10 protein-coding genes are annotated in these 11,944 nt (G+C 62.0%); 5 read left to right on the plus strand and 5 right to left on the minus strand.

Going from position 1 to position 11,944, the window contains the following annotated elements:
- Positions 1-5 precede the first annotated feature (5 nt).
- Both BWP39_RS01415 and BWP39_RS01420 read right to left on the minus strand, forming a co-directional pair.
- The gene (locus tag BWP39_RS01415; protein ID WP_096716591.1) at positions 6-1,112 is read right to left on the minus strand and encodes an ABC transporter permease; all 1,107 of its coding nucleotides are present in this window, start codon (positions 1,110-1,112) and stop codon (positions 6-8) included.
- 52 nt (positions 1,113-1,164) lie between these two features.
- Positions 1,165-2,742, minus strand: a complete 1,578-nt coding sequence (locus tag BWP39_RS01420; RefSeq protein WP_096716592.1) for an ABC transporter ATP-binding protein — start codon at positions 2,740-2,742, stop codon at positions 1,165-1,167.
- Between the two features lie 249 nt (positions 2,743-2,991).
- Here BWP39_RS01420 and BWP39_RS01425 point away from each other — a divergent pair, with 249 nt between their 5' ends.
- Positions 2,992-3,924 carry a LysR substrate-binding domain-containing protein gene (locus tag BWP39_RS01425; RefSeq protein ID WP_096716593.1) on the plus strand — a complete coding sequence of 311 codons (933 nt, stop codon included), beginning with the start codon at positions 2,992-2,994 and terminating at the stop codon, positions 3,922-3,924.
- A gap of 127 nt (positions 3,925-4,051) precedes the next feature.
- Here BWP39_RS01425 and BWP39_RS01430 read toward each other — a convergent pair whose 3' ends face one another.
- Complete coding sequence (locus BWP39_RS01430; protein ID WP_096716594.1) at positions 4,052-5,437, minus strand: 8-oxoguanine deaminase; 1,386 nt, start codon at positions 5,435-5,437, stop codon at positions 4,052-4,054.
- Positions 5,438-5,964: 527 nt separating this feature from the next.
- On the opposite strand from BWP39_RS01430, the gene uraH reads away from it, so the two are divergent.
- The 4 genes from uraH (at position 5,965) to BWP39_RS01450 (ending at position 10,047) form a co-directional block, all read left to right on the plus strand.
- Positions 5,965-6,318 (plus strand): hydroxyisourate hydrolase, encoded by a 354-nt coding sequence (gene uraH, locus BWP39_RS01435; protein ID WP_096716595.1) that lies wholly within the window; start codon positions 5,965-5,967, stop codon positions 6,316-6,318.
- A gap of 225 nt (positions 6,319-6,543) precedes the next feature.
- On the plus strand, positions 6,544-7,737 hold the full coding sequence (locus BWP39_RS01440; protein ID WP_096716596.1) for a urate hydroxylase PuuD: 1,194 nt from the start codon (positions 6,544-6,546) through the stop codon (positions 7,735-7,737).
- A gap of 277 nt (positions 7,738-8,014) precedes the next feature.
- Positions 8,015-9,037: a ParA family protein gene (locus BWP39_RS01445; protein ID WP_096716729.1), complete on the plus strand. Its 1,023-nt coding sequence runs from the start codon at positions 8,015-8,017 to the stop codon at positions 9,035-9,037.
- 50 nt (positions 9,038-9,087) lie between these two features.
- The gene (locus BWP39_RS01450; protein ID WP_096716597.1) at positions 9,088-10,047 is read left to right on the plus strand and encodes a PDDEXK family nuclease; all 960 of its coding nucleotides are present in this window, start codon (positions 9,088-9,090) and stop codon (positions 10,045-10,047) included.
- 318 nt (positions 10,048-10,365) lie between these two features.
- Here BWP39_RS01450 and BWP39_RS01455 read toward each other — a convergent pair whose 3' ends face one another.
- Both BWP39_RS01455 and alc read right to left on the minus strand, forming a co-directional pair.
- Entirely contained in the window at positions 10,366-10,878 is a 513-nt protein-coding gene (locus BWP39_RS01455; RefSeq protein ID WP_096716730.1) for an ureidoglycolate lyase, read from the minus strand.
- Positions 10,879-10,883: 5 nt separating this feature from the next.
- A complete protein-coding gene (gene alc, locus BWP39_RS01460) occupies positions 10,884-11,894 on the minus strand; it encodes an allantoicase (protein ID WP_096716598.1) in 1,011 nt (336 codons plus the stop codon).
- Positions 11,895-11,944 lie beyond the last annotated feature (50 nt).

The following is an 11,944-nucleotide window of genomic DNA, read 5'->3' on the forward strand; positions in this document are numbered from 1 at the left end:
AAAAATCAGTGGGCGTGAGTCGCCGTATGGCGGCGGCGTACGCGGTAATTCACAAACAGGTCGGCACCGAGCAGGCAGAACAGCAGCAACCCCTGGAACACGCCAGAGAGCGCCTGCGGCAGTTGCATCGACGTCTGCACCGCTTCGCCGCCGAGGTACAGCAGCGCCATCAACAGGCTGGCCAGCACGATACCGAACGGATGCAGCCGGCCGACGAACACGACGATGATCGCCGTGAAGCCATAGCCCGGCGACCACGTCGCCTGCAACTGCCCGATCGGCCCGGCGATCTCGCCCATGCCGGCCAACCCCGCTAGGCCACCGCTGATCAGCAACGACGTCCAGATCGTGCGGCGATCCGAGAAGCCGGCATAACGTGCGGCCAGCGGCGCAAGACCGCCGACGTTCATGCGGAAGCCCGCAAAGCTCTTGCGCATGAAGAGCCACACCAACGGAATCGCGATCAGCGTGACGAAGATCGACGCGTTGAGCCGCGTGCCGCGCAGAAATTTCCAGTGCCAGTCGCCGGCGAAGGTCGGATAGAGCGCGTCGCCGGAGAACATCTCCGACAGCGGAAAATTCATCCCTTGCGGATCGCGCCACGGACCGCTCACCAGATAGATCAGCAGTTGTGTGGCGACGTACGTGAGCATCAGGCTCGTGAGGATTTCATTGGTGTTGAAGCGGCTCTTCAGCAGCGCGGGAATCGCGGCCCATGCCATACCGCCTAGCACGCCCGCAAGCATCATCGTCGGCAGGATCCACCAGCCGCTCGCCTGATCGAAGTAGATCGCGACGCCGCTCGCGGCAATCCCGCCGAGCAGCATCTGCCCTTCCGCGCCGATGTTCCAGACGTTCGCGCGATAACCGATCGCAAGACCGAGACCGATCAGACACAACGGCGACGCCTTTAGCAGCAGTTCGGTCCAGCCGTTGATGCTCGACAGCGGTTCGATAAAGAACGCGTGCATCGCCTGCAGCGGGTCGCGGCCTACCAGGCCGAAAATCAGAAAGCCGATCACGAGCGTCAGCAGTGCGGCGATCAGTGGGACGGCGAGCTGCATCGCGCGGGACGGCGAGGTGCGCGCTTCGAGTCGATACGGAAGGATCATGTGGTCGGAGTGGTGAGCGTGTCGTTATCTGTCTGTACTTGCATATGCGGCGTCATGCGTGCGCCGGTTCGCCGGGCGGTGACGGCGGCAAGGTTGCGCTGTCGCGCTCGCCAAACAGGCCGGCCATCCAGCGACCGATCTCTTCGGCATTCGTGTCGCCGCACCGGCGCACCGGCGAAAGACGTCCGCGCGCAAGCACGGCCACGCGGTCGCAGATGTCGAATAGTTCTTCGAGCTCTTCGGAGATCACGAGGATCGCCACGCCGCTCGCCGACAGATCGAGCAACTGCTGACGGATGAACGCCGCCGCGCCGACGTCGACGCCCCACGTGGGCTGCGCAACAACCAGCACCTTCGGCGCCTGGAGCATCTCGCGGCCGACGATGTACTTCTGCAGGTTGCCGCCCGACAGACTTTGCGCAAGCGCATCGGGCCCGCCGCAGCGCACGTCGAACGCCGCGATGCAACGCTGCGCGAACGCTTTCATTGCGCGCGCATCGATCCAGCCCGAACGGACCATCTTCTCGCGATGCGCGGTGAGCAGCGCGTTTTCCGCGAGCGACAACGCCGGCACGGCGCCGCGCCCGAGCCGCTCTTCGGGCACGAACGCGAAGCCGAGCGCGCGCCGGGCGCCTGCGCCGAGTCTCCCTGCAGGCTGACCGCATATCTCGATCACATCCGGTTGCGAACTACGCGTTTCGCCCGACAGCGCGGCGAGCAGTTCAGCCTGGCCGTTGCCCGACACACCCGCCATGCCGAAGATCTCGCCGCCGTGCACAGCAAACGACACGTCGTCGAGCGACGTGCCGAACGGATCGGCGCTCGCCACAGAGAGCTGCCGCACCTCGAGCAGCACGTTGCCCGGCGTGTGCGCACGGCGCGTGTAATCGGGCAACGAATGACCGACCATCAGTTGTGCAAGCGATGCATGTGTTTCATCACGCGGCGTCACGCGGCCCGTTACGCGGCCCCCGCGCATCACCGTCGCGCTGTCGCACAGCGCCTGGATTTCGTCGAGCTTGTGACTGATGTAGAGGATGCTGCAGCCTTCGGCCGCCAGCCGCCGCAGCGTCTCAAACAGCTTGCGCACCGCCTGCGGCGTCAACACCGAGGTCGGTTCGTCCATGATTAGCAGACGCGGGTTCTGCAGCAGACAGCGCACGATCTCGACGCGCTGCCGCTCGCCCACCGTCAGGCTATGCACGTGACGCTGCGGATCGATATCGAGGCCGTAGTCGGCGGAGACTTCGCGGATGCGTTTGCCTAAGGTCTTCAGGTCGAATGGCTCATCGAGCGCGAGTGCGATGTTCTCGCCGACCGTCAGTGTCTCGAACAGCGAGAAGTGCTGGAACACCATGCCGATGCCGAGTTTGCGCGCCGCCGCCGGACTCGCGATCTCGACGGTTTCGCCTTCCCAGCGGATCTCGCCGGCATCGGGACGCACCGCGCCGTAGATGATCTTCATCAGCGTGCTCTTGCCCGCGCCGTTCTCGCCGAGCACCGCGTGGATCTCGCCGGCGGCGACGGTGAGCGCGACGTCGTCGTTGGCGCGCACGGCCGGGTACTGCTTGCTGATGCCCGTGAGCGCAAGCCGCGGTGCGGAAGATGAAGCAGGGGAAGAGTCGTCCATGGGATTCCGTAGTGCATCGATACGCCGTCCGCCGCCCTGCGCCGCCGCTCCGAAGAGCCTCGTGTGCACTGCGGCAACCGGTCGACAATACCTAATTCGCTGCAGCCAGTCGAGCCGTCAAAAATCCCGCAAAGCCGCGCCACAGCACGCTTTCCGGGTTAGCCACCCTTGACGCGGCTTTGTGTCTATATTAAAACGCATATACCCACGAGCCACCTCGATCAGCCTTTACATATAATCGGAGAAGTCATGAGCCAGCAACGCGAGGCGATCGACACCTACTTACTGCGCGTCCTGCACACCCTGCTGATGGAGCGCAGCGTGACGCGCGCCGCCGTCAAGCTCAACCAGTCCCAGCCGGCCATCAGCGCGGCGCTGCGCCGGCTGCGCGACATCACCGGCGACCCGCTGCTGGTGCGCGGCAAGTCCGGCATGGTGCCCACCGAATACGGTCTGCGTCTGCTCGAACCGGTGCAGAACGCGCTGCGCGAAATCGAGCGCATCAAGTTCCAGCAGCACAACTTCGATCCGGCGACGTCGATCCGCTGCTACCGCATCGGTTGCCCGGACTATCTGAACGTGCTGTTCGTGCCGACCGTCGTCGAGCGTTTCCGCCAGGCCGCGCCGAACGCGACGCTCGAATTCCATTCGCTTGGGCCCGCCTTCGACTACGAACTCGCGCTCGAAGACGGCAAGCTCGATATCGTCGTCGGTAACTGGCCGGAGCCGCCCGAGCAACTGCATCTGTCAAACCTGTTCGTCGATCAGATCGTCTGCCTGATGAGCAACGCGCATCCGTACGCCAAACGCGGCGGCCTCACACTCGACCAGTATCTGAACGCACCGCACCTCGCACCGACGCCCTATTCGGTCGGTCAGCGCGGCGCAATCGATGTACACCTCGCACGCGAGCGGCTCAAGCGCCATGTCGTCGTCACGCTGCCGTACTTCAATCTCGCGCCGTACGTGCTCGTCAAATCGGATCTGATCTTCACGACGACGCGGCTCTTCGCCGATCACTACTCGAAGTTTTTGCCGCTCACTGTCGTGCCCGCGCCGCTCGACTTTCCACCGATGCAGTACTACCAGTTGTGGCACGAGCGCTGCCATTACTCCGACGAAGTCCGCTGGCTGCGCGGGCTGGTTGCCGAGGCGACCCGGACGTTGATCGACAAGCCGTGAGGCACGCCCGCGTTCATCGTTGCGCGGGCTTACGCGCAGTCGGTCAGTCCTGGTTACGCAACCACCTGATACAGCGTCAGAGCGCGCCGGTTGTGCCGCTCACTCGTACGTTGAGAAACTATCGTAGCTATGCAGCCGCCTGATACAGCGTCCGTGCAAGCCCGTTGTGCCGCTCGATCACCGGACCGAGATCGAGCGTCGTCAGCCTTCCCTCTTTCACGACGACACGCCCACCGATCACGCTAACTGCCACCTGCGACGGCGCGCAGAACACCAGCGCCGCAACCGGGTCGTGCAACGCGCCGGCAAAGAGCGGCTGGCGCAGATCGAACGCGACGAAGTCGGCGGCCATGCCGGGCGCGAGCGCACCGATATCGTCGCGATTGAGCACCCGTGCGCCACCGAGCGTCGCGATTTCGAGCGCTTCGCGCGCGGTCATCGCATCAGGCCCGAAACCGACACGCTGCAGCAGCAATGCCTGGCGCACTTCGGCAACCATCTGCGCGCCATCGTTCGATGCCGAACCGTCCACCCCGAGCCCAACCGGCACGCCGGCCAGCCGCATCCGTTTAACTGGCGCAATGCCCGACGCCAGCCGCATGTTCGAGCACGGACAATGCGCCACGCCGGTGCCGGTCCGCGCAAACAACGCGATGCCCGCATCGTCGAGTTGCACGCAGTGCGCATGCCACACATCGCGCCCAACCCAACCGAGGTCTTCCGCATATTCCGCCGGCGTCATGCCGAACTTCTCGCGGCTATACGCGATGTCGTTGACGTTCTCCGCGAGGTGCGTATGCAGCGACACGCCATACTGCCGAGCCAGCGCCGCCGATTCGCGCATCAGATCGCGGCTCACCGAAAACGGCGAGCATGGCGCGACGACCACCCGCAGCATCGCGTAGCGGCCTTCGTCGTGATACGTCTCAATGAGCCGCTGCGTGTCCTTCAGGATGTCGGCCTCGCGCTCGACCACCGAATCCGGCGGCAAACCCCCGTCTTTCTGTCCCACACTCATGCTGCCGCGGCTCGCATGAAAGCGCATACCGATGCGCTGTGCGGCGGCGATGCTGTCGTCGAGCCGGCTGCCGTTCGGATAGATATACAGATGATCGCTCGACGTCGTGCAACCGGACAGCAGCAGCTCGGCCATCGCCGTCAGCGTCGACACCTCGATCATCTCGGGCGTCAGATGCGCCCACACCTTGTAGAGGCTCGTCAGCCAGCCGAACAACTCGGCGTCCTGCGCAGCCGGAACCGCCCGCGTTAGACTCTGATACATGTGGTGATGCGTGTTGACGAGCCCCGGTATCACCAGGTGCCCGTGCAGGTCGAGCACGTCGTCCGCTGTCTGCGGTAGTTCAGCCGTCGGACCAACCGCGACGATCCGGTTGTCTTCGATATACAGGCCGCCGTCGCGCAACTCGCGCCGTGCGCCATCCATCGTCACCAGTACATCGGCATGTTTGACCAGCATCGTCTTGCCGCGGGTGTTCTGCTGCGCCATCGTCATTCGTTTCTCCGCCTGATTCGTGCCGCTCCGGCAACTGCCGCAGCGACGGGTGCAAGGCGCACCGAACGCGATGGGGCGAGCACGCACCGTGCCGCCGCGTCCGTTCAGACGCCGGGGGCCCGGTTACCCGGCGTGCTGCGCCGTCTTCGGGACACGCAGCGGGGCTGCGCATGGGCATAACCTTCGCGGGCCAAAATTGCGCTGACAACACGCGCCGGTGCGATACCGGGATTCACGCTGCCGATATAGTGGGTCATTCTGGCGCCGGTACGATCGGTATGGCGCATAAATCGTGTCGTCACGCCGTTACTGCAGGGTTCAGCTTTCAGCAGACTGTCATGCGTCAGGCTTTATCTTTCCTATCGCTCGTGCGCGAATGCGTTCATCCTTTTTACAATGGCAGCCACGGCGCTCGCTTCGATCCGCCGACGGGTATGTAGCCACTGACGTGGAGCCTCGATCCGCCGCACACGCATCATGGATCGGGCCGTCGCTGAAACCTCGCATCGATACAAGGAAAATTGCGAATGGGAAAGCTCACTACCCACGTGCTCGATACCGCGAACGGCCGGCCCGGTGCCGGCGTCAAGGTCGAACTCTACGCGCTGGCCGGCGACATGCGCCGCCTGCTGAAAACCACCGTTACTAACCACGACGGCCGCTGCGATGCACCGTTGCTGGCGGACGATACCTTCGTGACCGGCGAATACGAACTCGTGTTCCATGCCGGCGACTATTTCGCCGCCGCGGGCGTGCAATTGCCGCAGCCGCGCTTCGTCGATCGTGTCGTGCTGCGTTTTGGCATCGCCGATGCGGGTTCGCACTATCACGTGCCGTTGCTCGTGTCGCCGTGGTCGTACAGCACGTATCGCGGCAGCTAATACGGCAGACAGCGCGGCAGATAGCGCAGAACCCGTCGCAGTTCGTGTCGTCCATGCATATTGCAGACGACGAGGAGACACCTGCGAAACGCCGAACGACAGCTGCATCCGAACGGCTACCGCATACCCCCATACGGCGCCAGACGCGCCTGACGCAGTCCGCGCGCCGGCCACCCGACGAGCCGCGCCGCAACGCGTACAACGAACAGGAAGTGGAGGAGTTTCATGGAAGGATTTATCACCGACTGGCTGAATCTCGCGATTCGCTGGTTTCACGTCATCGTCGCTATCGCTTGGATCGGCGAGTCGTTCTACTTCGTGGCGCTCGATAACAGCCTGAAACCACCGCAGGACGCGAACCAGCGCAAGCGCGGCGTGTTCGGCGAACTGTGGCACGTGCACGGCGGCGGCTTCTACAACATGCAGAAGTACACGGTTGCGCCGCCCGAAATGCCCGACGACCTGCACTGGTCGAAGTGGCCGTCGTACACGACGTGGCTCTCGGGCTTCGGGCTCTTCACCGTGCTGTATCTGTTCGCGCCGAACACCTATCTGATCGACAAGAACGTGCTCGATATGGGACCGGTCGTCGCGATCTTTTCGGCGCTCGGTTTTCTCGCGGCTGGCTGGATCGTCTATGACTCGCTATGTCGTCTGCTCGGCACGAGAGACAAACTGCTCGGCATAAGCGTTGGCCTGTATGTGCTGATCGCCATCTGGCTCGCGTGTCATATCTTCGCGGGGCGTGCTGCGTATCTGATCACCGGCGCGATGCTCGCGACGATCATGTCGGCGAACGTGTTCGTCGTGATCATTCCGGGCCAGCGCAAGATGGTCGATGCGATGTTGAAGGGCGAGACGCCGAATCCGATCTACGGAAAACGCGGCAAGCAGCGCTCGGTGCACAACACCTACTTCACGCTGCCGGTGGTGTTCGCGATGCTGTCGAACCACTACGCGATGACTTATACGCATCCGTACAACTGGGCCGTGCTCGCGATCATCATGCTGGCCGGCGCGCTGATCCGTCAGTTCTTCGTGATGCGGCATCGCGGCCAGGTGCTGTGGTATCTGCCGATCGGTGGTGTGGCGCTGATGGCTGCCGCACTCGCGTGGACCATGCCGAAGCCGGTCGTGCCGCAGGCGCAGGCAGCGAACCAGCCCACGCTGAAGGTGGCGGACATCGCACCGGTGCTGCAGCAGCGTTGCATCGCGTGCCATTCGTCGCATCCAACGATGGTGGGTAGCGCCCCCGCCGGTGTGATGTTCGATACGCCCGACGAGATTTCGCAGAACGCGCAGCGGATCTATAACCAGGCGGTGACGCTGAAGGCGATGCCGCTCGGCAACGTTACGCACATGACCGACGATGAACGGCAGAAGATTGCTGCGTGGTTTCAGGCAGGGGCGGAGAAGTAAGTGATGAGGTGATAGTCGCTAGTTTGTGATGGCCGGCGGCGGCGTTGATTCAAAACCGGCTGTGCGCACTGTGCAATACGCTGCAGAGGACGTGCGCCAAGCCGGACGTTTGACAACTCGCTGTGGACTAACCCAGCAGCGAGGACCGAAGCGTTAAGCCGTAAGCCCCTTCGTTCGATCACCACCGGTCGATCTATCGCACACGAAGACTTGTCAAAGTCCATTTTGGACATTAATATGTCCACTATTGACAATGCAACGGCCTATGGAGCGAGCGGTGGACATCAAATACGCGTACTGGAATAACAAGGGCGGCACTGGCAAGACGAGTCTGTGCTTTCAATCGATCGTTCGCTACGCAGAGAAACACCCGAAAAAGCGTATCCTGGCGGTCGACATGTGCCCGCAGGCTAACCTGTCCGAATTGATGCTTGGGGGGCTGAACAACAAGGGCAGCGAGAAGCTGCTGGAGCGACAGGGCTTGGTTCCCAGATGCAGCGTGGGTGGGTATTTCCAGCTCCGTCTGCCTGCACCGTACGCTCCGCCAGTGTTTAACGCGCACGATTTCATCACGAAGCCGAATAGCTACAACAAGGGTGTGCCCGCAAATGTCGACCTCGTCTGTGGCGACCCAATGCTGGAACTCCAAGCGAACGCTGTGAACACACTTGCCAACAATCAGATCCCTGGAACGAATCCGTGGATCGCGGTTGTTGACTGGCTGAAGGATTTCCTTGATCAGCTTGCCGACGAGTATGAGGTGGTCTTCCTCGACTGCAATCCTAGCTTCTCCCTCTACACGCAAATCGCGCTCTCCACGGCAGATCGTATCGTTCTCCCTGTGATGGCGGACGATTCCTCCCGTCGTGCAATTCAAAATGCATTCTCTCTCGTCTATGGTCTGAAACTACCGTCGGAAATCTACGCTGCCTACGCGTTCGCAACAAAGCTGAAGGAGGCCAAGCGTCCCCTTCCCAAAGTCCACCTGATCGTCAAGAACAGGCTGACTCAGTACATGGGCGCCGCTTCGGCCTACGCTGCGGTATTGCACGCGATCGAGAGCGACGTAGGCAAACTCTTGAAGTCAAACCCTGAGATATTCGACTTCAAGAAGCTAGACGCCGGGTTCACGGAAATTCGAGACTTCCAGACAACCGGCGTAGTAGCTTTCGCAAAGGGGCTTCCGTTTTCAAAGCTCCCCGTTGGCAAGCAAACCATCAATGGCCATCGTGTGCAGGTAAAGGAGGATTACCTCTTGAACGCCAAGACGGCGATGGACGACCTAGTCGCGAAGTTGTAATTTTTGGCTTACTAGCCGTAGAGCGGACATGGCAACTCAAAGGTGATCCGATGGCCGAGACTTTTCACTACCCGCCAGAGCTGTTTGAGCTACTCGTTGAGACCATCGCCCGTCTCAATCGAGCGAAGAAGGGTGTCGTGCTATTCCTGCGGGGCGCTGGCGTTGCCGACGAAGATCTCGCCGAGGTGGAACGCGCTGTAACGACAAGTCCAAGCTCCATCAACAAATTCGAAATCGTCCGCAAAGTGCTTACAAAGGTCAATGCGCGGGGCGACAGCGGTTTGCGTCCACGGCGCGAGATCATCAAACGCGTTGTGGAGTTCGAGAGCTTCGAAACTTGCTGGCCGGAAGACCAGATGAAAGCAAAGGGGCTCGTCGCAAGCGTCCGAGAGGCGGTTGACGCAAAGGACTCGTTCACGCGGATGAGACAAGAACGAGATGCAGAACGTGAAGCAACGCGGGCACATCAGCGCGCGGAGCAGGCAGTCGCGGCAGACCGGCGCGCCAAGATCGAAGAGGTGAATGCTCGACTTGCTGCGTTGTTCGGCATGGGCGACCAGCCCCATGAACGCGGCAAACTACTTGAAAGTGTTCTAAACGACCTGTTTAACGCTTATGGAATTCTCATCCGAGAGGATTTTCGCCGCAAAGACCCGGACACATCGACTGTGCTCGAACAGATTGACGGTGTGATCGAATTCGACGGCGCGGTACACCTCGTTGAAATGAAGTGGCTCAACTCGCCAGTTGGCATCGGTGAGTTCTTCCCTCACCTCAGTCGCTTGTTCCTCCGCGCGAACGCTCGCGGCATCTTCATCTCGTCCTCAGGTTTCACCGAGCCTGTGGTCAAGGAATGCGCAGGCGCGCTCGCTCAAAAGACGATGCTGCTCTGCTCGCTGGACGAAATCGTCATGCTATTGCAGCGACGCGACGACTTGATCTCATTCCTGAAGAAGAAGTCGCACGCTGCCATTGTCGACAAGAACCCCTTCCTGCACATTCTCTCGTAGCTCGTGTTGTCCGAGGATCTCCGCCGCAGGCGCGACTTGGGCCGCATTATGCGATCGGGACCGTGGCGACGTTGTAACGACTGTTCTCCGCGCCGCGCACTGATCGTTTAGCCCCGGCTGAACCCGGAAGTTCAAGGAAGGATGGTGTCCGCCCCGGAGCGCCCCTTCAGTTTGATGGGTGTAACAACGAAACCGTCGTTAACGTGACTGTATGGACCAACCTCCCAGCCCTACAACCCACCCTTCGGGTGTAAGCCAACAAGGCGCCCACCGCAGTCGCAATGGACGCCTTGTTTCACTGCGTTCGACTGCGTGACATCAAACCACGACCGCCTGCAACGCCTCCTCAGTCAACCACACCGATTCATCGAGATCCTGCTCGTTGAGATTGAGCCCATCACCACCCCGATCGACGACGACAAAATCGCTGACTTCGCCGAGCGCGATCAGCGGATGGTGCCACACGCCCTTCGCGTAATTCACCCCCTGCCAGCCGCTCGTGACGAACGCGCGGATCGCACCGGAATCGAGTTCGCCCGCCGGCGCAACGACAACCAGATACGGCTTGTCGTTCAGCGGCACGAACGCCTGGCTGCCGAGCGGATGTCGTTCGAGCATCTTCACTTCGAACGGCAATGTGCGCGGCTGGCCGCGAAACAGGTTCACGAGCGCACGACCGCCTTCATCGACGACATCGACGCGCGCAAGATCGTGGTAACGGATCGTCGTGCCGAGATTGATCGGAATCTGCTTTGCGCCGTCCAGTTCGATCACCTCGCCGAACGGGGCGAACGCGGTGCGGGTCAGCGGTTCGATAACGAGCTTGTTCATCGTGATCAGGCGAGCGTGCCCCACAGACGCAGGCGCGATACGCCGCCGTCCGGGATGATGTTAAAGCGCACATGCGTGACCACGCCGAGCGCTGCCAGTTCGCTTTCGAAATGATGCTGCCGATCCATCTGCAGTTTCTGTTCGCCGAGCAGCACGGGCCAGAACATCGCCTGCGTCACCAGTGAACTGTCGGTGCCGCCCGTCACGCGCGCGGCCTGGATCGAGCAGCGATCCGGATAGTTACCCTTGAAGTGCGCGGTATCGACTTCGATCTTGCGGATCACACCCGGCTGCGCGAGCGCGACGATCACCCAGTCGTTGCCCGGCTCGCGACGGCGCCGCGTTTCCCAGCCGTCGCCCATGTTGACGCCGCGACCCGGCATCAGCAGCGTCGAGGCGGCACCGAAGTGCTGGTTGTTCGCGCCGACCAGGTATGCGCCGTTTTCCATCGCCGCCAGATCGAACAACTCAGTGCGACTTGCACCGGCCCAGTCCACCTGCGGCTGGCCGTATACGCGCAGACGCGCGATGCCGCCGTCCGGATAGATGTTCACGCGCAGATGGGTCCACGCGTTCGCACCCGTCACGTCGAGATAGTGATGGCTGTTGCCCTGCAAGGTGGTCGACGGGACGATCTCGGTCCACTGCGTCGAAGCATCCGGTGCGCCGTCGACGACACGCGCCGCCTCCACCGATGCCGCCGGCGGAAAGTTGCCGGTGAAGTGGCTCGTGTCGAGATCAAGTCCTTTGATCACGCCCGGCCGCGCCAGCTTCACGACGCACCAGTCGTAGCCGCTCGAACGCTTGCGACGGGTTTCCCAGCCGTCCATCCATTTGCCGTTGTCGTCGTACTTGCCGGGAATGAAGACGGCCGGTTCCGGGTTCAGCATGCGTTCCTTCGGCGCGAAGAAATCGTCGCTGGCCTCGAGCGCCTGCGCGCCGAGACGCGGGTCCGCCAGGTTCACATAGCGACGCGTGAAGTCCGGTGCGTTAGGGTCGAGAATCGGGAGTGCCATCGTTGTCTTCCTTTCTGTCTATGGATGCCGGCGTCTGCGGCCGGCGGTTG

It is taken from the genome of Paraburkholderia acidicola (genome assembly GCF_002362315.1).
GTDB classification, from domain to species: Bacteria; Pseudomonadota; Gammaproteobacteria; order Burkholderiales; family Burkholderiaceae; genus Paraburkholderia; species Paraburkholderia acidicola.

What these genes read in the sequence shown, in the direction of transcription:
- BWP39_RS01455 (WP_096716730.1), bottom strand. Translation starts at nt 10,878, where the DNA reads ATGAACAAGCTCGTTATCGAACCGCTGACCCGCACCGCGTTCGCCCCG.
- BWP39_RS01440 (WP_096716596.1), top strand. Translation starts at nt 6,544, where the DNA reads ATGGAAGGATTTATCACCGACTGGCTGAATCTCGCGATTCGCTGGTTT.
- BWP39_RS01425 (WP_096716593.1), top strand. Translation starts at nt 2,992, where the DNA reads ATGAGCCAGCAACGCGAGGCGATCGACACCTACTTACTGCGCGTCCTG.
- BWP39_RS01450 (WP_096716597.1), top strand. Translation starts at nt 9,088, where the DNA reads ATGGCCGAGACTTTTCACTACCCGCCAGAGCTGTTTGAGCTACTCGTT.
- BWP39_RS01415 (WP_096716591.1), bottom strand. Translation starts at nt 1,112, where the DNA reads ATGATCCTTCCGTATCGACTCGAAGCGCGCACCTCGCCGTCCCGCGCG.
- BWP39_RS01420 (WP_096716592.1), bottom strand. Translation starts at nt 2,742, where the DNA reads ATGGACGACTCTTCCCCTGCTTCATCTTCCGCACCGCGGCTTGCGCTC.
- uraH (WP_096716595.1), top strand. Translation starts at nt 5,965, where the DNA reads ATGGGAAAGCTCACTACCCACGTGCTCGATACCGCGAACGGCCGGCCC.
- alc (WP_096716598.1), bottom strand. Translation starts at nt 11,894, where the DNA reads ATGGCACTCCCGATTCTCGACCCTAACGCACCGGACTTCACGCGTCGC.
- BWP39_RS01430 (WP_096716594.1), bottom strand. Translation starts at nt 5,437, where the DNA reads ATGACGATGGCGCAGCAGAACACCCGCGGCAAGACGATGCTGGTCAAA.